Origin of the sequence: Streptomyces sp. NPDC048002 (genome assembly GCF_040653275.1) — a bacterium.
Taxonomy (GTDB): Bacteria; Actinomycetota; Actinomycetes; order Streptomycetales; family Streptomycetaceae; genus Streptomyces.
Map to the genome: position 1 here is coordinate 30,017 of NZ_JBEZNL010000027.1, position 22,028 is coordinate 52,044.

General features: G+C 67.5%; 13 protein-coding genes. 7 read left to right on the top strand and 6 right to left on the bottom strand.

The features are described 5' to 3' along the window. Nucleotides 1-43: 43 nt before the first annotated feature. Entirely contained in the window at nt 44-526 is a 483-nt protein-coding gene (locus AB0E07_RS27655) for a hypothetical protein (RefSeq protein ID WP_362257735.1), read from the top strand. 548 nt (nt 527-1,074) lie between these two features. On the opposite strand, the gene istB is transcribed toward AB0E07_RS27655, so the two are convergent. Together istB and AB0E07_RS27665 are read right to left on the bottom strand one after the other, a co-directional pair. Continuing rightward, the gene (gene istB, locus AB0E07_RS27660; RefSeq protein ID WP_362257738.1) at nt 1,075-1,884 is read right to left on the bottom strand and encodes an IS21-like element helper ATPase IstB; all 810 of its coding nucleotides are present in this window, start codon (nt 1,882-1,884) and stop codon (nt 1,075-1,077) included. After that, complete coding sequence (locus tag AB0E07_RS27665; RefSeq protein WP_362257741.1) at nt 1,881-3,218, bottom strand: IS21 family transposase; 1,338 nt, start codon at nt 3,216-3,218, stop codon at nt 1,881-1,883. The genes istB and AB0E07_RS27665 overlap by 4 nt, the downstream gene beginning before the upstream one ends. Before the next feature lie 13 nt (nt 3,219-3,231). On the opposite strand from AB0E07_RS27665, the gene AB0E07_RS27670 reads away from it, so the two are divergent. Then, on the top strand, nt 3,232-3,783 hold the full coding sequence (locus AB0E07_RS27670; protein ID WP_362257744.1) for an NUDIX domain-containing protein: 552 nt from the start codon (nt 3,232-3,234) through the stop codon (nt 3,781-3,783). Between the two features lie 165 nt (nt 3,784-3,948). Next, the gene (locus tag AB0E07_RS27675; RefSeq protein WP_362257747.1) at nt 3,949-4,254 is read left to right on the top strand and encodes a hypothetical protein; all 306 of its coding nucleotides are present in this window, start codon (nt 3,949-3,951) and stop codon (nt 4,252-4,254) included. On the opposite strand, the gene AB0E07_RS27680 is transcribed toward AB0E07_RS27675, so the two are convergent. Then, nucleotides 4,251-5,056 (bottom strand): IS5 family transposase gene (locus AB0E07_RS27680; RefSeq protein ID WP_362257749.1). Its coding sequence is split into 2 segments (ribosomal slippage): nt 4,251-4,705 and nt 4,705-5,056, totalling 807 coding nucleotides; the frame shifts between segments, so codons are not numbered across the junction. The two genes, AB0E07_RS27675 and AB0E07_RS27680, sit on opposite strands and share 4 nt — an antisense overlap. Before the next feature lie 185 nt (nt 5,057-5,241). Between AB0E07_RS27680 and AB0E07_RS27685 the strand changes: the two genes are divergently transcribed. Then, the gene (locus tag AB0E07_RS27685) at nt 5,242-6,309 is read left to right on the top strand and encodes a TIGR02391 family protein (RefSeq protein WP_362257752.1); all 1,068 of its coding nucleotides are present in this window, start codon (nt 5,242-5,244) and stop codon (nt 6,307-6,309) included. 164 nt (nt 6,310-6,473) lie between these two features. On the opposite strand, the gene AB0E07_RS27690 is transcribed toward AB0E07_RS27685, so the two are convergent. The 3 genes from AB0E07_RS27690 to AB0E07_RS27700 all read right to left on the bottom strand — a co-directional run bounded on the left by AB0E07_RS27690 (nt 6,474) and on the right by AB0E07_RS27700 (nt 8,678). Beyond that, nucleotides 6,474-6,887, bottom strand: coding sequence for a hypothetical protein (locus tag AB0E07_RS27690; protein WP_362257755.1), 414 nt, complete (start codon nt 6,885-6,887; stop codon nt 6,474-6,476). Further along, a complete protein-coding gene (locus AB0E07_RS27695; protein WP_362257758.1) occupies nt 6,884-8,098 on the bottom strand; it encodes a recombinase family protein in 1,215 nt (404 codons plus the stop codon). Before AB0E07_RS27695 ends, AB0E07_RS27690 begins: the two co-directional genes overlap by 4 nt. A gap of 106 nt (nt 8,099-8,204) precedes the next feature. Continuing rightward, on the bottom strand, nt 8,205-8,678 hold the full coding sequence (locus tag AB0E07_RS27700; protein ID WP_362257761.1) for a DUF6884 domain-containing protein: 474 nt from the start codon (nt 8,676-8,678) through the stop codon (nt 8,205-8,207). Between the two features lie 188 nt (nt 8,679-8,866). Here AB0E07_RS27700 and AB0E07_RS27705 point away from each other — a divergent pair, with 188 nt between their 5' ends. The 3 genes from AB0E07_RS27705 (at nt 8,867) to AB0E07_RS27715 (ending at nt 21,939) form a co-directional block, all read left to right on the top strand. Then, nucleotides 8,867-10,030, top strand: a complete 1,164-nt coding sequence (locus AB0E07_RS27705) for a hypothetical protein (RefSeq protein WP_362257764.1) — start codon at nt 8,867-8,869, stop codon at nt 10,028-10,030. After that, entirely contained in the window at nt 10,027-12,321 is a 2,295-nt protein-coding gene (locus AB0E07_RS27710; RefSeq protein WP_362257767.1) for a caspase family protein, read from the top strand. Before AB0E07_RS27705 ends, AB0E07_RS27710 begins: the two co-directional genes overlap by 4 nt. 135 nt (nt 12,322-12,456) lie before the next feature. After that, on the top strand, nt 12,457-21,939 hold the full coding sequence (locus AB0E07_RS27715; protein ID WP_362257770.1) for a hypothetical protein: 9,483 nt from the start codon (nt 12,457-12,459) through the stop codon (nt 21,937-21,939). Nucleotides 21,940-22,028: the final 89 nt, after the last annotated feature.

Consider the following 22,028-nt stretch of genomic DNA (forward strand, 5'->3'; position numbering starts at 1 on the left):
TGGGATTTGTGAATTGAAGCAGGCCGGGAGGTGGGGCACGATCATGACGGTGCTGGACGAGACGAAGGAGAACACCGGATTGTTTGAGCGGATACGCCGCCGTCGCGGAGCGGACACCGAAGAGATGCGCCGCGTCCGTGAGCGGATGTGGGCGGGGCTGGAGAGCTGGGTGCCGCCCGAGGCGGAACGGCTCCGGGCCGCGACCGCAGCGGAGGAGACGGCCGCGGTGGTGGACGACTTCCTTCCCCCCGATCTGCGGGTGGCGAGCCACGATCAGCTGGACGGGCGGATGATGCCGTGGCTCCAGCCGCTCGTCATCGACGGCGAGATGGCCGTGTGCGCGACCTGCGGGGCCTACCGGGACTGGCTCGTCCTCTCGACCCGCGACGAGATCTGGCTGCGCTGCCGGGCCGGCCACCAGCAGCACGAGACGCGCCTCGACACCGCCTGGTACAACCGGCACGCCGCGCCGGCGGACGCGACGCACGCCACGTTCGAGGACTGCCTGCGCCACCTCGGGCACTGACCCCCACCCCTACGACCCCCACCGGGCCCGCGGGCCCGTACTGACCACCCGTCGCCCAGCACCAAGGGGTCAGTTCCGCATGCGCGTTCGCGTCACCACCACCGCCCTCGGCCTGTACGCCTGCTCCACCGACACCGGTGAGCCGAAGCCCAGCGCCCCGTCCTCCGCCCGCACCGGGACACCGGCGGACAACAGCGCGGCGACCGACACCCCGCTGTCGTCGGCCGCGCTGGCCGCACGCCTGCTGAGCGAGCAGGACCTCGGCAGCGGCTACACCCCCAAGCCGGAGAGCGCCTCCGCCCAGCACGACGACGTGACCGTCCTGGGCTGCCCCACCCTCAGCGACCTGGGCGGCGACGCGGTCACCGGAGGATCGCTCGACTTCCCCCACCGCGCGAAGGCCGCCTTCGTCTACGCCGGCAGCAGCAACTCGGAGGTCGTCGAGGAGCTGTACAGCGACACCGCTGCGAAGCTGTCCACCGGCACGGACCGGATCTTCGACGCGATGGGGTCCTGCCCGAACTACGAGGTATTGGCGGGCAGCACGCTCATCGACGTGCAGGTCCAGGAAATCCCCGCACCCCGCCTCGGGGACGAGCAGTGGAGCCAGCTGGGTAGGAGGGTCCGTCGATGCCGGCGACCGCGGCCCGGTGCAGGAGCCGGTCGAGCATCGCCGCGGCGACGGTGGCGTCGCCGAAGGCGCCGGCCCAGTCGGCGATACCGACATTGGTGGTCAGGATCGTGCTCGACTTCAGATACCTCTGGTTGATCACCTGGAACAGGGCCGAGGCCCCGTCCTCGGGCAGCGGGAGATAGCCGAGCTCGTCGATGATCAAAAGCTTCGGACCTGCGAAGAACCGCATGCAGGTCTTCCAGCGGCCTTCGAGGGCAGCCTTGTGACACTTGGCCGCGAGCTCAGCGGCGGTGGTGAAGTAGACGCGGTGCCCGGCGTCGACCGCGGCCCGGCCGAGCGCGACGGACAGCATGGTCTTGCCGACCCCGGGCGGCCCGACGAACAGCACGTTGGAGGCGTCGTCGAGGAACCGCAAGGTGGCCAGGTCGCGGATGAGTTTCTCGTCGACGCCCGGCTGGGCGGCGAAGTCGAAGTCGTTCAACGTCCAGGGTTCGGGCAGACAGGCGAACCGCAGCCGGGCCGCGAGCCGACGGGCCTCGGTCGCCTCGACCTCGATCTCCAGCAGCCTCTCCAGCGCGGCCGTCAGCGACATCCGTTCGGCGCGGGCCTGGTCCAGGACCCGGTTGAGTGCCTCGGCGGCATCGTTGAGTTTGAGGTAGGACAGGTGACCCCGCAGCTGCTGGAAGCGTCGTGCTTCGCTCATCTGCATCGGCGACGTACTCACTCCGTGTTCTCCTCCTTCGGTGAGGGAACAGACCGCAGCCGGTCGGCCACGGCGGCATAGTGGGACAGGTCGATCACGACCCGTTCGGCCGGATCACCGGCTGCGTGCTGTCCGCGCAGCCGCTCGGCCTCGGCGAGCGCGGCCTCGGACGGCGGGCGGCGGACCTTGTTCTTGCACGGGGCCCGGTCCGAGAAGGCCGCCAGCACCTCGCGTTCCAGCGCGATGACGTGCCCGGCGTCCCGCACCGTCTGGCCGGCGCCGCGAGGCGCCCGCCGGTGGCGGGCGATCACAGCCCGTCCGGTGGTGGCGATGTCGAGATAGTCCTCGCCGAGCCGGTGCCGGACCCTGACCTGGGCACCGGCCAGTCCCGGCGGGACGGAGTACAGATTGCCGTCGAAGGACACCAGGCACTGGGGGCTGACCGTCCGCTCGACCTCCAGCTCGGCCGGGAACGGCCGGACGGGGATGTCCAACAGCGGTTCCGCTGCCGCGAGTTCACCGACGGTGACCTTGAGTCCGTCCAGGCTCCGGCGGCGGTCGTCCATCCGGACGGCGAGTTTGTCGATGCCGGACTGGGCCTGAAGAACACTCAGCGCGTCGGGGACCGTGCGCCACCAGCGCTGAGCGGCCGAGTGGTTGGCCTTCTCCACGACGCCCTTGCGGTTGCCGCGACGCGGCGGGCAGATGTCCACGCCGACGCCGTAGTACTTCGCGACCGCGGCGAAGGCGGCGGTGACCTGCCCGCTGGAGGGGTAGCAGACCGTCGCCATCCGGTCGAACCGCCACCGTCTGGCCGTCCCGCCGAGCCTGCGGACCACCTGATCGAGGGCCTGGACCAGGTGCGGGAAGTCCTCGGACTCCGCCAGCACCGCCCGCCACCTGCCCGAATGCGCGAGCGCCCCGACCAGCAGGTGAGCGTGCTCGCCCACTCCCCAGCCTTCCGGCGGGTCGGGCAGCTCCAGCCAGTCGAACTGGATCTCCTCACCCGGAGGATGCGCGATCACCGCGACGTTCCGGCCGGTCGCGGCATGACACGGCTCGCAGTGGGGGCGGACCTGATAGCGGCGAAGCGCACGGGTGAACGTCGAGTACCCGCCTTCATAACCCAGGCCCTTGACCTCGTCGAACAAGGTCGAGGCCCACAGATGAGGATCGTCTGCCAGCCGCTGCCGGCAGTACTCCAAGAACGGCATGAAGGCGTCTGGACTCTGACGGCGCTGCCCCGGGACGTGCTCGCCGTTCAGATAGGCGCGGATGGTCTTGCGGTCCCGGCCCAGATGCCGCGCGATCGCCGAGATCGTCCAACCCTGACGACGCAGTGCATGAGCGTCCACGTCTTCCTCCCGCGTGAGCATCCAGGCCCCCGACCAGGCCGAACTCGAAGCTCACGCAGGCTCTCCACAACACACAGCCGACAGTGCGACACGCCGATCAACATCACGCGAAGAGACCCGCCAAGGTCACACGAAGGGTGGGGAGATCAATAGAGCAGGTTTGGTCCACCTCAGAGCACCGGGTGGCCGCTTTCAGAGAGCGTCATCACTGCTCCAGCTTCGGGATGACGAGCCCGGCATCGCATGGCCTGGGCACTGGTCGATGCCCGGCGGCGGAGCTGAGGCCGGAGAGACTCCGCGCGAGACGATCCTGCGCGAACTGCGGGAGGAGACCCACATCGTCCCCGACGTGATCGAGGAGGTCGTGGTTACGGCGTACGAGAAGGGCAAGACCCCACCCCACGTGTTCGTCACGCTCTGGGACGGGGCCGAGCACGAGCTGGTCCTCGGCGAAGGCCAGGACCTGCGCCTGTTCCCGCTCAACGCTCTTCCAGAGCCGATGCCGCCGCACGTCCGTCACTACATCGAACAGCTCGCCCAACACCTCATCCCGCCAAGTCCTTAGGCCGGCTACCTCGAACGAGCTGCGCCAGGCGGTGCGGGACTGGAAGTGCGCTCAGAACAGCGGTGCCCTGCGTGGCCGGAGTGGGTGCACGGCAGCGTCGACGCCCCGAATAAGACGATGTCTCAGTTGGCGTGATTGCTCGCTTCCCAGGCAAGATGCACCGGCATGGCAGATCCGAAGCTTGAGCGTGTTAACGACATTGCCCTCACGGCGGTGCAGGCCCTGCTGGGGCTGATCTCCTCCGACGTGGTCGCGGTAGCGGTTGGGGTCGAGGAGGACAGAGTGCTGCTCTCTTTCTGGGTGCATCGCCATACCACCGAGATCGACGAAGACATCGCCGATGCGATCGCCGACCTGGACGCCTATCTCCAACCAGGCGGCCCGCTGATGGAAGGGCGCGTTGTGGTGGGTGCTCCGGAGGCGGCCGTCATGAGACCGCACGAGCGCATGATCTATTGGGCCAAGTCCTAGACCTGCACTGCTCTGCGGTAGCAGATGAGGGCGCAGGCGATGCCGACGAAGGCGAGGAAGTGGTCAGCGGTGCGTTCGTAGCGGCGATGCAGGCGGCGGCAGCCGTTGAGCCACGACATGGTGCGTTCGATCACCCAGCGGTGCCGGCCCAGGCGGCCGGATGACTCGATGCCGCGGCGGGCGATGCGCGGGACGATCTGTCGTCGCCGCAACCAGTTGCGCAGGTGGTCGAAGTCGTAGCCCTTGTCCGCGTGGAGCTTGGCCGGTCGGCGTCGTCTGGGCCCGTAGCGGGAGCGGATGGGTGGGATGCCTCGCATGAGCGGGATGAGGGCCCGGCTGTCGTGCAGGTTGGCGCCGGAGATGCCCACTGAGATCGGCAGGCCGTTGCGGTCAGAGATGACGTGGATCTTCGATCCGAGTTTGCCGCGATCGGTCGGATTCGGTCCGGTCAAGGGCCCCCTTTGACCGCCCGGACACTGACCGAATCGATTGCGCACCGGGACCAGTCCAACTCGCCGTTCGCGCCGAGCCGGTCAAGCACGACGCGGTGCAGTTTGGCCCATACCCGGGCTTTGGACCAGTAGGTGAAGCGGCGGTGCACCGTCTGCCAGGACGCACCGAAGACGGGCGGCAACTGCCGCCAGGTACAGCCCGACGTGGCCACGAAGATGACTGCAGCGAGCACCGCACGGTCGTCGCACCGCCGACGGCCCCCACCTTGTGCGCGAGCCGGTGGTTCCGGCGCCACGTCCAGGAAGATCTCCCATAACCCATCCGGTACGAGCCGTGCAACTATCCCCATGCAAGGGGAACGAGCCAACGCCAACTGAGACATCGTCTAAGTGGCTGATGTGCAGAGCTGTTCCGGTAGTAGCCTGCCGACATTACTCAGGCTCGGACGCTGGGGGCAGCACGTTGATCGCTCGGAGCATCGCGCCGGAAGGAATGCCGCGCCCTACGGGGGAAGATGGCCACGTCCTCCTTGACATGATCTGGGCGCACTTCGCCGAGCGCCATCGCTGGCCGAGTTTCGACGCCGTCGACCGGAAGCTCTACGCGAAGGGTCTGAAGTACGAGGAAGCCGTACGACAACTGTGCCCTGCGCTGCTGCGGGGACTTGACCCAGATATCTCGCGCGTACCGCAGGGTACTCAGGAACTGTCGCTGACCGTTGCCGGCGCCGCGAACTGCACCGGGTCCGGGCCCGTCCTCCGCGTTTTTCTCAGCATGGTACGAACGGCGGCCACCATCGAGCCCCACTTCCAGCCCGAGGAGCCCGGTCAGCAGCCGATGCTGAGGCCCACGGACCTGGAGAGCGAGCCGGGGACCGACCCGAAGCTGTTGACCAAGGAAGTCATGTTCACCGCAGCCGCACTCGGGGTGCACGAGCCGTGCTTCCGCGGTGGCGGCTCCAACGGGGAGGAGCTGAACTGGTCACTGGGGTACGACCGCAGCATTCGGCCGTTCGCCAACGCGCAGCGGCTGGAGGACTATTGGCAGGTCCGGGAGGAAATGGTAGGGCCCGCGCGGGCAGAGACCGAAACTCGACCCTTCTCAAATCGCCTGCCGGAATTCATCGTCGCCCCCAATCCGACACCACCTTCGGCTGCCCCGATTCCCGTCGCGGAGTCGCCGGAGACGATGTCCGTCACCTGCGTCCTGCATCCGCTCATCGCGGAGGTGGCGGCAGAGCGGTTCAGCAGCGGATTCCACTATGACGCGGTGAGGAGCGCGTTCCAGGCAGTGGAGCACCGTGTGCAGACCCTCGTGGGTGTCCGTGAGGTCGGTGAGAAGCTGATGGGCATCGCGCTGGGCAAGCCGACGCCGAAGATCACCGTGACCCGGTCCGCCGGAACCTCGCTGGAGAGCGAGCAGACCGGCATGCAGTTCCTGTTCAAGGGCGCCATGCTCGCGCTACGTAACCCTCGTATGCACGGGCCGGATGAGAAGGACGCCCGCGACGAGGCCGAGGAGATGCTGGTGATCGCCAGCTTCCTGATGCGGAGCCTCGATATCGAGGACGAGAAGCGCAGGGCCGCCGCCTCCAGCCCGTGATCGCACGCTCCTCCAAGCCGGCGGTCGGCGCGGAACTATGTGTTTTCCGTCAGTGGTACGGCTCGTGGGCCCTGCCTCCCGTCTTCGGGAGGCAGGGCCGTCTACGACAGCAGGGCCCCGGAGCACGCTGTGCTCCGGGGCCCTGCTGTCGTAGACGGCGAAGATCAGGTGTCGCGCCGCGTGGGTCCGGCACGCTCACTCGACTGCGGGTCCTGCTCGTTGTCGCGAGCGGTCGTGGGAGGGGTCCCGCCCGCAGCGAGGAGCAGCTTCACCCGCGTGGTTGGCACCCGCACGGCCACGGAGATGTCACGCAACGTTGTCCGCCGCAGGGCCAGGGCGGCGACCGTCTCGCTCAAGGCCGCCTCGTAGGCGTCTTCATCGGATCGCAGCCTCTCCAACTCCGGCGTCACCGGGGTGATCGCGACCTCCGCCGTCACCCCGACAAGTCGGAGTCCGGCTGCGGTGTTCTCGCCCGCCGCCCTGAGCGTCCGCCCGTGTCCGTAGACCTCGTGCTCCGGGATGTGCACCACCCAGGTCCGACCGCGTCGGGTGGCCTTGCCTTCGATGACCTCGCTCACGCCGCGTTCTCCTTGTCGTCGATGACCTGCTGGACGATCGTGTCCGGGACGGGAGTGGGCAGAACCATCTGCCGGTTGCCGATCCGGTACAGGGTGTGCGATGCGCTGCTGCGGACCGTCGTGACGGTGAGCCCCAGCCGGCCGGCCGCCGCGCGGATCCGCAGCAGCGCTCCGCCCTCGGCGCCGGCGCGCAGTCCGGCGGTGACCTGCTGGGCCTGCTTCCACTCCTCCAAGGTGATCACCGGCTTGTGCACGATCTTCGGCGACCACACCCACTTCGAGACCGGGTTGCGTCTGGAGAACCCGTCTCGGCCGGTCCGGGACGCCTTCCGGTTGTAGACCTGGTATCCGGTCAGCTTGGGGTTGGCGATCAGCCCCTCGATGAGGCTGTGCGTCCACCGCCCGTCGATCGGATACCGGTCGGGCTCCGCAGACAGGACCGTGATGATGTCCGCGGCCTTCAGGTGCTCCTCCCGGCGCAGCCGGCACAGCTCCCGGGCGGCGTCGAACCTGCGGGAGTCGGGGTGGGGAACGAGTCTCCGCTTCGGCCGCTCCGCACCGAACCGTCCCTTCTCGCGTACCGGAGCGTCCGGGTCGATCACCGCAGTGTAGGGGTAGGGCGGGTAGCCGTGGTTCCAGCCGTTGATGGCGTGCTGGACCTGCCCGCCCATCGACATCTCGATCATCGTCGTCCGGTAGATCTCCGCGTCGACCTGGCTGTATCGCCGCGTGCGCAGCCTTCCCGACTCGGTGCCGCCGACCGGTTCGTTGGCGTACACCACCTCGACCCCGACCCTCTCCAGCTCGTGTTCCACAGTGAGGCTGGTCAGCATGGCGCGGGCCACGCGGTCGGAGCGCTCGGCAAGGACGTGGGTGACGCCCAGTTGCTCGGCCCGGTCCACCAGGTCCTGCAGTCCGCCGTTGCGGGGGGTCGGAACGGCGAGGGCGTCGTACATCTCCTGGGGCCCGAGCCCTCGTAGCTCCGGAGGAAGCATCCCGGACTCGACGTCCCAGAAGTAGGCGACGAACTCCTCGCCGGACTCCAGGCGGTCGGAGGCGAGGACCACTTGCCGCGGGATGGACGAGGCCGGGTTCTGGTTGTCCTTGGTGGAGACGCGGCCGACAAACACCGGTCGACGCGGGCGCAGGTCTACCTGCTGAAAGTGCGGCAGGTCGGAAAGGTCGATGGGCGCTCCGAAGTGCGAGGGCATGGCATTCCTACGTTCTCTTGGCCCAACTGGGCAATCTGAAAGGCAAGTTGGTGCGCGACAGGGGGCCGCCTGCTTCCTACGACCCGGGCGGCCCCCGGGCGCGAGGTCAGCAGGCGAGGCGCTTATCGTGGAGAGCCGAGGCTTGTTTCCACCACGCCTCGCGAAGAGCCGAGTCCTGTCTGGCCTGCCTGCACTGCCCTCGGTGTTCGCCCATTCCACCGGCGAGCGGGGCCAGGAGATGAGGCACTGAGGGGGCGAGCATCGCGGCGTAGTCGCGTCCGCCGAGAAAAATGACGTCCGCGTCGAACAGGCCGAGCCCCGCAGCGTGGCCGCTCATCCTCTCCACGGTGATCGCCTTCTCGTCCCCCAGGGTCACGTCGTACGGGTGCAACGGGCGATCGAGCGGTACGAGCCCATGGAGGGCGGACGCGACGAATATGAGCGACTGGTCGGTCAGGGCGTCGGCCGCCCGGCGCAGGGACTGGTGGTACTGGCCCGTGTACAGCTCCCCGGCGGGCCAGCCGTTGCGCCGCTCCTGTGGCACCGGCCGCTTCTCGGCCCCGCACGCGAAGGCGTACAAGTTCCAGGAATCTCGGACGTGTTCAGCGAGGAACTTGTGCGTCGATGGCGACACTCTGCCACGCCAACAACGAGTTCCCTGCTTTTCTCCCAGATGCCCTCGCGAGCGCAAAGTAGCCGCTTAAATGAACTAGGGATGACAAATGGGGGGGTGCCGTGACCACTGTGATCTTTGTGCATGGAACAGGTGTGCGCGAGAGTCGCTATCTGGAGCAGCTGGAGTTGCTTACGTCCAGGACAGCGGAACTGGGCCGGCCTGATGTCCGGGTGCTGCCCTGCCTGTGGGGAGACGGTCTGGGATCCACCCTGGGTGCCGGAGGCGCCAGTGTGCCGGACGCACCGCCGAGCGAGGTGGGCGCGGAAGCACAGTGGCCAGTAACACGCTGGGCACTTCTGACTGCCGACCCCACGCACGAACTACGCCTGCTCGCGGTGCAGTACGCGAGCCGGAAGGACCGCACGGCCATCGTGCCAGGCACCCTTCCGTACGGGGAGCGTCTGCGGCGGACCGCGCAAGCCCTCGCGGGGCACTCCGACCTCGAGCCGCCGCTTCAGCGGGCCGGGCTGCGGCGCCACTTCACGCCCTCCGTCGCGGACGTGCTGGAGTCGGAGGACGCACGTCTGGCAATGGCCCGCGCCGACGAACGGGTGGACTCCGCCGAGCTGTGTGCCACTCTCGCCCGCGCGTTCGTGGCGCGGGCGAGTCTGCGCTACGAGGCGGCAGGAGGATGGCCGCCCTTGATGTCGGGCCGGACCCGCGATGCCCTGGTGACGGAGGTCACCATGCGTCTTGGCACCCTGGAACTGGGTGTGTCCGACCGACTCGTGAAGTTTGGCATGCAGTTGGGCCTGCGGTTCGGCGCTTCGACCATGATGGAGCGGCGGCACGACATCGTCCTGGAGCGGCATGCTCTCGCCGGTGACGTTCTGCACTACCTCACCCGAGGACAGAGGATCAGGGATTTCATCAAGGCGACAATCACCCGGGCCTCCGACGATGTCGTTCTGGTGGCACACAGTCTCGGGGGGATCGCCAGCCTCGACCTGCTTGTCGGGGAACACATCCCGTCGGTGGGCACCTTGCTCACCGTGGGCTCCCAGGGCCCGCTCCTCTACGAGATCGGCTCTCTTCCCTCGCTTCCCTTCGGTGAGGCGCTGCCGGACTGGATGCCGCGCTGGGTGAACGTCTACGACCCTCGGGACCCCTTGGCCTACGTCGGCTCCTCCCCGAAGTTGTTCGGCGACCGGATCGAGGATGTTCGGATCGACAACGGAGTTCCGATCCAGGACGCCCACTCGGCCTACTTCGACAGCGATGAGTTCTACGACGTACTGGACAGCTGCCTGTCGTGACGGACTGGGCCGGCGTCGCAGCGGACCTGCCGAACCCCGCTCGTACCTACGCCGTCGTGATCGCGGTCAGCCAGTATGCCTACGGAAACCCCGACTGGGACCGGCCCGCCCTTGACGAGGACGCGGCACGGTTCACAGCGTGGCTGCGTGGCCGTGGCGTGCCGCCCGAGCACATCATCGAACTCAAAGGCGCGGAAGCCACGGTGGAGCGGGTCCGCAGTGTACTGGCTAACCAGGTGCCGGGTTGGGACGGCGAGTTCCTCTGGGTCTACTGGGCCGGTCACGGTGTGATCGACAAGGAGGACAGGCTGCGGTTGCTGCTCGCCGGTCAGCCCGCGAATGACCGGCGCAATCTTGCGCTGCAGGACGTCCTCACGCTTTACCAGACGTCGTTCCTGCCGGGATTCACCCGGCAGACCTTCATCGTCGACGCCTGCCAGCAGGATGCCGAGGAATTGAGGATCACTCTGAGTGCTCCCCTGGACCTTCCCCCAAGCCAAGAGAAGAAGCTCGAAGCAGACCAACAGGTCTGGGTGGCGGCACAGCTGAACAAAGGTGCCGCGTACGGGCCACAGGGCGGACTCTTCAGCGCCGCCGTACTGTCGCTTCTCCAGCAGGGGCGGGGCCTCGACGGGAGGCTCGCCGAGGCCGAGCTGCGCAGGGCGATCCAGGCCGAAGCAAACCGATCAGGTGTCGGCGGCGCCCGGGGTGACCTGCAGAAGCCCATCCGCCTCCTTTACCAGAACAGCGGCGGTTCATGGGACCGATACGACGTGCTGCTGGCGCGGCCGGCTCCGGACGGACACCGCCTGACCGGTCAGGTCTCCTCCCCCCTGGTCGCTCACCGCATCCCTCTGCCGCAACCCGGCGCCACCACCCACGCCGTACCGGACGAGCGCTTCCGAGTCCGGCTGGAGACCCTTTGGTGTCTCACCTCTGGCCATTGCACAGACGTACTGGCCGATCCGTCAGGAGACCACCTCTCTGAGGTGCTCTCGCGGACGGAACGGCTCCTCCACCGCGTCCTCTCCTCGCACGATCCGCGCTATGCCTCGTCCGCAGCCCGCCCCTGGTATGTCCACGAGGTGGACACCTTGCGCGAACCCGCTTCCAAAGATGAGCTGTTCACCGCGCCGCCCGGCTCCGGGAAGCCGGGGCAGGACCTCGCAGAGCGAGGCAGCGGCCTGATCGTGCGCCTGCGGGCCGCCGACCGTCCACCGCCCGACTGGTCCGGCTACCTCAGTCATCTGCGTCGTCTCGCACCCGAGTTACGCGCCGTGGTGGTGCAGATCCACGGCGCGGACGAAAACGCCGTGCGCGAGACAGCCGTACAAGCGGCGCGGGACTTGCGATGTGGCGAGTATCTGTTCCGCCGGGCTCTGCCACCAGGGCGTCCGCCAGTGACGGCCGTCTCCGGTCCCGTGAGGACGCTGAAACATGCCGAAGACGTCCAGTCCACACTGGCAGACACGGAAGCGACGGTTGTACGACTGGACGCTCATGCAATCGTCGCCGACTTGAACACCCGGGACAATGAGGCCAAGCGCAACGACCGCACCGGCTCCGAAAGCCCGGTAGACCCGCCCAGCCAGGACGTACACCCAGCGGCCCACCGGGGAGAACTGCCGAGCCGGGGAGACTGGCAGGCGGAGCGGGACTTGTTGGCGAAGGTGGCGGCCCGGTGGCCGTCGGAGTACCCCGCGCTGGCAGAGGCCCACGCCGCCGATCGTCATGGGGCAGGGCGCTATGCATCACTGCTACTCGCGGCGACCGACGACGCCGAACTGGGCCGATGGCTCGGCTCCGCCGGACAACAGCCCCCAGGGCCGGAGGACTTCCCTGGCGTACGCATTCCACGGGCTGTCGCCGACGCGGTAGTGCTCAGACTGCTGCGAGACCAGGAGTCAAGGAAGCCACCGGAACTGTACGGCTGGCAGTATGCGCCCCTGTCCTCAGCGGTACGGGCCGCGTGGGAGGTGGCCCTACGTGGAACACCCCCGACGTTGGCCGATATAGACCGGTCCGAGGAGGCAGTCGCCCTCGACCGAGCCGGACTGCTGGCAGGGACCGACTTGTGGACGCTCGATCCGAAGGGCCTGTGCAGAGGCACATGGAGTGTGCTGATTCGACGGCCGCTCACCGAGGATGCGGCCACTTGGCTTGCCGGAGTCCCGGAAGCCAGACGGCGCCTGGTGGGGCTGGCGTTGGAGCCAACAGTGCTCGACGCCTCGCTCGAATGGGACGAGCCGGACTACCGGGAAGCGCTCCGACCGCCCTTGCCGTCCGGATGACAGCCATCGCCGATCCGAGGGCTCGTTATGAGCCCCAATCAAAGCAGGAACTCCGCCCGGAACGGACCGAACCGGACTGCGGACTAGAAAGACCGGTTGACGGGGCGCCGTTACACCGGGACAGGAAGGATGCGTGTGCTCGAGAACTGGTACTTCTGCGCTGCTGTCGGTCTGCCGCCCGGTGACGCGGCTGACCATCTGGACACCATCGCCGCGCTGCGGGAGCCCGTAGATGCTGACCGCGCCGAGGAACTGATCTGCGCCGCTCTCGATTTTTTGCGCCAGTCAGAGAGCGGGATGCGTTTGCATGCCCTGCCGTATGTCCTAGCGGCGCATCGCTCGTTGGCCGGCCGACGCGAAGTGTCGGCACGCGCCACCGCCTTTTACCGGCTTCTCGCCGGGAGCAGCCCAGAAGGCACGCAGACCTCGTTCGAAGCACTGCTCCGCGAGGCGGGTGGCAGAAACCAGAACAAAGCAGTCGACCTGCTGCAGCAGGTTCTGGAACAGGTCCAGAGTAGGGACTACACCGCAGATCCGACCATCTCGCCCTACCTGGACCTGATGGAGCAGTTCGCACCCAGCCTGTTGCTGATCGTCGGCCGCTTCCTTGCTCGCCACCGCGGGGAGCGCATGCGAGAGCAGCTCCGCGACCGTCCGGTGATGCTCCTCGCGGCACTGCGCGGTGAACACGGCCGCCTCGCTCTGATCCAGGCTGCGGAGTGGAGTGCGACGGTGTGGCCGGAGACCGCCGACGAGGTACGTCGCGCGCTGGCTCTGCTCTCGGGCGGGGCCTTCGACATGGAACCCGACCTGCTCATGAGCGCTGTTCGGGTGACGTTCGGTGACCTGCCTGGCGACGCGGACGATACGGCCGTGACAGCCATGCTCGACCAACTGGAGCAGGAGGCGATGTCGGGTGTCCGGCTGCTGGGCTGGGTCGAGCAGTACGGCACGGAGGGCGACTGGCGCAGTCCTGCCGCCGTTGCCCGGCGGCAGGCCGCTTACGTCCGGCTGGGGGGTGTCGCGGCACACCGTGACTCCGTCCTGCCCGCGGTGCTGTGGCAGCACACCCTGACCGCGTTTGCCGTGGAACTCGCTCCGCAGGAGACAGCTAGGCGCCTGGAGCCCTGGTGGCAACCGCCAGTGGCGTTTCCGCCCGCGGACAAGACGCCGAAAGTGAGCGTATCGGTCCCCTTCCACCCCGAGGATTATGGCCATGCGACGAAGCATGTGGGGAGGCTGCTCCGCCTGCGCACACCGCCGCCGGTCCGCAAGCCCCAGCCGTCCCACCCACAGCCCGTGCTTAGGAGCGGGCCGGCCGCCGAAACCGAGCCGGGCACCGCGGCACGCGTCTGGTCTCCTTGGATGCTGGAGCCGGAGTCACGGTCCAACGGCAAAGAGGAGAACTCAGGGTCGCCGGGGCTAACCGACGACGAGCCCGAGCAACTCATTCGCCTGCTGGGTGCCGGTCTACTGAGCGAGCGCCTGCTTACATCGGGGCGACGCCGTGAGGGGCAGCCGGACTTCCTGCTGCTGCTGACCATTCACATCAAGGACGTACTGGGCCGCCGCTATCACAAGTTGAGGAAGGCGATCGATGAGCACACCGGCCGGTCGCTCGTCCCAGGAGGTCACCTGGCGGGCCTTATCACCCATGTGGCCAGCGTGACGGACCGGGTCGGCAAGGGCCTGCGGTCCGCCGTCCACCCGTCCGAGTTCCTGCGGGTTTTGCAGGGTCTCCACGAGAACGGGCCGGACCTGCGCAATGGGCAGGCGCTGTGGGGTCTCGTGAGGTTCGAGAACGGCCTGGTGGCGGCTCTGGACTGGGCGAAGGAGTCGGTCGCCGGTGGTGTCGGTCCCCACCGGACGGAGGCAGGCGGCCGGTGGTTCGTGGGTGATCCGTCCGCCGCAGACGCCCTCTGCGATCTGGTGGCCAGGCAGGGCAAGCACCCGGCCCGAAGAGCAGCGGAGCGCGCGGCCCTGCTGCGAAGGGAGATCCACGGAGCGGGCACCGCAGCCCCGCTGCGCTGGGACTGGAAGATCGGATACGGGCCGGTGCCGCCATTCCGGAGAGGCCCGAAGAAGGAGAAAGTACTCCCCGACCATCAGCTTCTCCTGCTCAGTGGCCCCAAGGACGCCGGCCGCCACGGCTTCTCGTGCGCGGACTGGGTGAAGATGGGGCAGGACATGGAGGAACTGAGCCATCAGGCCGCCGAGGAACAGCGCCAGAAAGGAAAGACGGGAGAGGACAGGTGGCGCTTCGTGCCGCTTGCTGCCCGCACCCTACGGCTGGCGACGCTGCTCGAACAGTCACCGTTGGGCGATGAAAGCGCCGTCGAGGACGGGGTGGCCGAGGAATGGGTAGCCTCCTGGGCGGAGTTGATCACATCGCTGAACTCGCCGCAGATGCTGCCGCGGGGTATCCGGAGCCGCCTGCTGGACCTGTTCCACGTCAGTCCCGCCGGGCTCGCCGAGCAGAGGCGACTGATCGCCATCCTGGAACGCGTCATCGACGTGATCATCGATCTGAGTCCGCGTGCCCCTCTCTACTACGACCGGCTGTTCGCCGAAGTTGCAGGCCCGATGACCCTCCCGGCGGAGAGCGCCAACCTGCTCCGGCACCGCGTACTTCGGTCCTTCTACCACCGATGGAGCAACTCCGCGCCGGCGAAGTCCCGCCCGCACCCCTTCGACACACACGGCACCAGGATTAGCGCCAGAGGCACCGAGGCCGCGCTGATCAGCCTGCTGCGGGCCACCGCGCACCTTGAGTTCCCTTCGCGCGGTGTGCCTCTGGCCGCGGTGATGACCGAGGCATGGGAGCTTGCGCAGCGGCCCCAGTTCCTGGTTCCCGTGCGCCAGGACATGGACATGACCACTCTGGACCCGCGGCTCGTGGCAGCCGCAACCGTTGATCGGCGCACCGCCGAAGTCGTGCTCTACCAGCGCACGGAGGCACTGGACGTCGCGATCAGCCGTAAAGACGAACGACGCCCGGTTCGTGATCTGTTCACTACAGGGCCGGACGGCCCGGTCGCGTCCGGATACGTCCTCGGGGTGGTCTCGGCTGTCATTGACAACGGCCGGAGTGCCAAGCTGGTGATCAACTGCGGCTTGCCTCAACTGGTCAATTATCCCCTCCAGTTCCGACACGAGCGGGAGTACTGCAAAGTCGGCCGCAACCTCGCAGTTCACATTGAGGCCGGGAAGATCTCTGAGATCGCGCCGCTGGCCGTGCCGCAGCCCCGTCATGGAGACGTCCGCGGCGCTGTCCTTGACACCTCGGATACGTTTCCCTGGCTCTCTTTGAAGGTCGACGGCATCGGTGCAGACTGCTACGCCCATGGTGATTCCGCGGCGGATATCGCCGCCCGTCGGCTCTGGGACCCCGACCTCTCCCGGCGGTTCGCACCCCGGAGCGGTGCATGGCCGGTACGCACGCTTGCCATGTGGCACGGCAAGGACAAGAGGTGGGTTCCGCTCGACTCCGGACTGGCCGAACTATGCGTGGCGCAGGGCGCGATGACCGTGCCCGAGGAGACAGCCGTACTGCGTCTGGTGCTCTGCGACAGGGCGACGGACCGTGGCGGCCACGGGCCGGCCCTGCGCTTCGCTCTGTCCCCTGGACGTACCTATGTACTCGGGCCGTCGGACTGGTATCCGGAGGACTGGCGGTTGCTCGAACGTGCCTGCGCGGGGGCCGCGGAGGGGCTCATCGTCTACGCGGCATTCGCGCCAGGCGAGAACCGGCTCCGGCTGGCCCCGCCGGCTCACGACGGCAAGGTGTTCGACCGGCGCAATATCGACTGGCTGGCTGTCTTCACCCACTCGAGCACGGCTCAGGATGATGCCGACGGATCGACCGGGCCCTCGGGCGACGACGACCTGTACGAGAAGGTGTTCGTCGAGACCGGCCCTGGCGGAACGGAACGCTGGTGCATCGAAGTGCCGCCTGTCGAGGGCTTTCCGAGCACAGTGACCGCCGTCCCACAGAAAGGGGGCGCGTTCCGGGGCCGTAGTGTCCTGTGCACCGTCACCCGGTGGGGTGAGCGGGAGGCCCGGCGGGCTGAGGTTGGCGTCCTGCTGGCCAAGGAGACCGGCTTCTCGTTGGCCTGCAGCACTGAGCACTACGAGTTGCTCCGGCAGTACGAGTCGAACGAGTTCGTCGAAGTGGACATCATGACCCGCGATCCTGAGGACGCTGCCAGCAGGGTCCGCACCGTTGACGGAATCAGCGGCCTGGCCGACACCGAATCCCTCACCCTCACCGGCGAGTTCCCGGTCGGCAGGACGAGGCGGTGGGCGATCGTGACGCGGGACAAGACGTATCAGCGGTCCTCCGAGCAGCGTCCCGAGCCGTTCGCGCACGAGCTCCTGGTGGAGAACTGCCGGGGGCTGTCTGATCCGGCGCTGCTCACAGGTCCCACGCTGACGGGCATCGTCGCCGGTCGGATACTTAACACCGACCACAGACTCACGCATCTCAGGATCTGGCTACACCTGGGCAAGTCTGTCGTCGAGGTAGTCGACGTCCCTGCTTCGGCCTTCGACCAGGGCAAGAAGGTGTACGTCGGCAACCAGCTGACCGCCTCGCGGGCCGGTGACGGCTGGTCCTTCTTCGTCCACGGGCGCGACCTGAGGCTAAGAGGGCTGTGGACGGAGCAGCCCGCGCCCGGTGGCGACTGGAAGTCCGTCGGCACCATGGTCACGCCGGACAACGAACTGAAGGAGGTGTTCCAGCATCCCGACCTCCCCAGCATCGCCGTCGCCGAGCCCGGCGACGCCCCGGCGGCGGTCCTAGGGCTGGCCAGGGCGAAGAGTGCCCGCGGGCGCGCCCACCCGCCTCGTGGGGTGGTGCAGTTCGACCGACGGACGCTGGTGGGAACAGTCTCCGGCGAGGCACTGACGGACGCGTACCAGGACGTGCACGTGGACAGCACAGAACTGGAGATCTTCGAATTCGATGAGGAGCAGGCCGAGGACGGCACGGTGCCGCTGCGACTGTTCGACGTCAGTCGCACATTCGTACTGTCACCTGCCGTTCCGTCGCAGACCGTCAAGCCGGCGCCAGCGGCGCCCGGCGTCAAGCCGGAGATCGCTTGGGAAGAGATCCGGGCGGGCATCATCGAGGGCCAACTGACCGATGACAAGAAGCAGATGCTCCTGCCGACGCACTATGCGCCAGACGACCAGGGGATCTACCGACGATGGTTGGCGGTCGTCGACGGACCACAGACGATGGTCGGGGGACGAAAATATCTGACGGATCGGGTCCGCTGCGTCGCGGTCGACAGCGGACGAGGGGCACGCGGCTCCCATCTGCTCGTGCCGCCGGTACAGCTACTCGAATTCCTGGCGGAGGCCCTCCCCCACGGCCGCCCCAACGGAAGGCGCTACGAAATTAAGGGGTCCCGCAACGCCCCTTCGAAGCGCCCCTACTACGTCGGGGCCGTGGACACCGAAGAGGGAAGCGTCCACCGCTTCGAGTTCGGCTACGGCTGGTTCGTGGACATCCCGGCACCGGCGCTGACGATCGGTGGGAAGACTGTCGGCCCCGCTTCCCTCGCACTCTTCCACGGAGATCAGGTCCGGGCGTTGTCCTTCAGCCACGACAGCACGGTGCCCGGCGGCATCGCTGTGAAGATCGCGCCTGGTGACGTTTCTAAGAACATCGAGAGTCAGGTCTACGACGAAGCCACCAAACGCGTCCTCCACCTGCTGGACGTCTCCTTCGACCACGCTCGCGGTCTGGTCCTTGTCGAACGGGTGCATACCGGCAACCGGCCTCTGCGCCTCGGAAAGGAGGACGTCCACGTCAAGGACGAGCCGGTCAGCGCATACCTCGATCCCGATGACGCGCGAGCGCTGCTGGCCAAGTACGGTCCGGAGAAACGCACGGGCAAGTTCCTCGCACGACTCGAACGCAAGAAGACCGACCCTGCCCGTAAGGCGCTGCTCTTCGCCCTGGTGCCACTACGTCCTGCCGACGGAGGAAAAGGAAAGGGCCTGCGCCAGGGTGACAGGATCTATCTCACTGCCGGCAAGATCACCCGAACCACCAACGACTACCGCCTCCGCTTCGGCCTGCCTCAGGGCGCCGACCTGCCCGAGGACGCTGAGAATCCGACACGACCCCTGACTGTCAAGGTGCTCCGCCGCGACTTCGCCCATCGCGAGAACTGCCTGCGACGGGCCATGGAGACACACAAGGACAAGGAGGCCGTGTACAAGGACCAGGTGACCATGCTCGTGCGGCTGGACAGTCTGCACGACGGCCCGCGCAACGACTGGACCGGCTCCACCAAGTTCCCTCTGGCCAGGCCGCTGCATCTGCTGCACTCCTACCTCGACGAGACGCGTACCGACTGCTTCGGCACGGTGGCCGACGGGGGCTCTGACAAGCAGGGAAGGGTGCGGAAGTACATAGAGATCCGGCCCGGAATCCTGTTCCCCGCCGAGAACGTGCTGGGCGCTGCTGATATCGCCCACGGTTCCGTCGTACGGCTGCGACGCCATCACGACACGGTGAGCGCCCATGTGGCTATCCCCGCGGACGGCACCTTCCTGGGGAACCGCCCCCGTCCTGTCGTGGTCTTTCCCAAGGACCGGCTGACGCTCGACACTGCTCACCGTCCGCGCAGCTTCACGCTGGCCGGACTGCCCGGTATCGGTGCGCAGGCCGGCCGGGCGACGGATGTCCGCAGGACGCCCGGCGTCGACCTGCTGCGCACCCCGCATCCGAAGATCACCGGCGTGGTCGAGGAGAGCGGATCCCGCCGCGACACCGCCAGGCTGGTTCCGCTGCGAGGAGCGCTTGCCGGGCGGATCGTGCCGGCTGAGGAGTGCACCGCCGGGGCCCGAGTCGAGGTCCTGCCTGTGGTGGAGGGTGCCCCCACGGACCGGAACGGCAGCCTGACCCTGGACATGGACTGGTCTCAGCTGTCCTTCATGGACGGCACCGCGCAGCAGATCGCAGATGCCTGCGCGGAGCACTATTGGCGCTACCACGACCGTGTGACCTGCTACTGGCCCGAGGGAGAAGACACCGCCCTCCCGCAGGCGCTGCCCGATAAAGCCCGGTCGATCAAAGAACCAATCTTCTTCTCGCCAGTCCTGACAACCTGGACCCTGCGTCACACCCCCGCCGAGCTACGACGCTTCGGATTCCCCGCCACCGATCTAGTGGAAAACCTGCGCACCACTCAGACCACCTGCCGCACGGCATGGGCGGTGGCATGGGCCGACACACACACTCTGTGGCTGGAGCTGGCACCCGGGCGAGTAGTGGAGATCTGCGCCGAACTGGTCCGCTTCTCTGATGGAGGTTCACTGGGCGACCTGGACTGGTCGTTCTTCGCCCCGGGGGACCTGGTCTACGGCCAGGTCGAGGGTGACGTGAACGAATGCGGCCACCTGACATTGGACACGTGGCATCCCGGAGTCCGCGGTGCGCTCGGATCGTCCTTCGCGCAGCGCATGCTGCTCCCCGTTACTCATGTCAACGAGGCGGAAGGAGCGCTGCTGCTCGGAGACAAGGCTTCTACCTTCCCCTACCCCGCTGACCAGAGGGTGCTTGACGCCTACTCCACTGCCGGTGCTGTTTGGCTGAACAGGCACAACGAACTGACGGCGCTGGCGGATTCACCGCCAACCGCTGGTGACGTGGTTTTCCTGTCCTCGGCCGACGACGCTTTGTGCGTCCAAGGTCTGCCGCGGGCACGCGTGCTCATCGCCGCCCCTTCAGAGGACCACTGGCCTGACTGTGACTGGCTGCGGGAAGCGCTGGTCGCTGCCAACCGTGGCGGCGTTCTCGACTCCGAACTGTCCGGAATTGCGGTAACCGTCGAGCACAGCACGGCAGACGCGGCGCCCGTCCTGACGGTGAGCCGACGAGCTCAGCCCGGGGGACCCGCCGCGACAGGGTCGGTGCTCGTACAGCCGCTGGCCGATCTGGGGCAGGGGTATGTAGCGGTGCGGTCGGGTAGCGCTCTGTTCAGGGTCCACATGCGCGACGTACTGCCGGCCTTGCCCGCAACTGCGGCGGTAGCTGCTGCCTCTGCTCTCACCGCCTGCGGGAAACCCACTCTGCGGTTGTACTGGGACGCGCAGACGAGGAAACTCACCGGCAGGCCGTCCGAGGAAAACGCGGCCCCGGGCACCGGGTCCGGCGAGCGCGGTGAGACCACCGTCCGCCCCTGGCTCTCGGTGAACGACGCTGAAGACCGTTGCCTGGGCCTGATCTGCCATGACGAGCGGGACCACCTCCTGACCTGGCTGGACGCCTCGGACGCGGCCTGGACCGCAGACCTGATGGGCGACACCCTCCTCAAGCACCTGCAAGCTCTGCGCCGGGTTGTAGTGCTGCGCACTGTCCCCGGAGCGGTCACCCTGACCGGGCACTCGATCAACGTGCGGGAATACGACAACCTGACCCCCGGCCAGCGACGGCGCGTGACGGTCATCGACCCGGCACCGCCAGTCGGCGAAGGAACCGGGCTGCCCCGCCGTTGCCTGGTGGCAGTCGAACCTCTCGCCATACTCGCCGAATACACCTTGACCGAGGGCACGGCCCTCCCGACTGTCGGCGAAACCCTGTCCCTGGAGGTCTCCCGAGCCGGCCGAGGCTCAGGACCGCGTCTACTCGCGCTTGTCGAGCACGGCAGCCGCCTCACAGTGACGGACCTGCCGGGGTGGACGATCCGCGCACTCGACTCCCTGTACGATGCGCGCCCGTACACGTCCGCCGCCGCCGTGGACGGACTGATCGACCCGCGCTTCGACATCTACCGATCGAGCTATGCGGACGACCTGGGCGGAACGCGGACGAAGGACCCCTCCATCGGTCCCGCCGTTGAGGTCCTGCGCGTTCTGGGGGCACTGGATCGCGGGCAGGAGATCACTGAAACCGTCAGGGCGGACGCTTCCTCAGCCGTGCGGTCATGGCTTTCCTCCCCGGAAGGCCGGGCCACTGTCCTGCAGGAATCCGGCGAAGTGGATCTGGCCCCCTTGCTCGCCGTCTGCTGGCTGGGCATCCGCGTCGCTGGCCACTCGATCCACCTGCCGCAAGGCTGGGTCACCTATCTGCTGGCCCGGCTCGGTGATCGCGCCGTCAGTTCCCTGCACACCGAGGCCCTGGTGACCAAGTGGATCACCCAGCCGAAGCGCCACAAAAGCCAAGGCGGAGACTGGCGTCGCCTCAGGACTGTCGAGATCGCTTCCAAACTCACCGAGAAGCAGGTAAGCGCCATCCTGGGCTTCGGCGAGGCCATCACGGCCCGCCCAATGTGGGGACTCAAGGAGAGCGAGGCGGCGCCGGTCGCTCGGAGTTTGCTCGCGGCAATCGGCGCGCTTCCCACCGCCCAGGCCCTACGAGATGACGCGTTCGTCCTGTGCCCACTCGCCGACCTTGCCGCTGGACTACGTCCTCCCGGCGGCAAGCCTGTCCCAGACTGGAACCTTCTGCACCAGCAGCAGATGACCGTACGGACCGCCCTTGACCAAGTGGTCGGTGACGACGCGATCCCGTTGACCTTGCTTCCGGCATGCCTGCCGCTGATGAGAGAGGCAGAGGCATACGGGAAGAAGCTGCTAAGGGAAGCAGGGCAGGAGCAGCCGTAGGGCTATTTAGCCTCGGCGATTTCAGAAGTGGGCTGTCCAGCAGGCGATCAGGAATGCAGGAAGGGCATCTGAACAGTAAGGATGAGGAG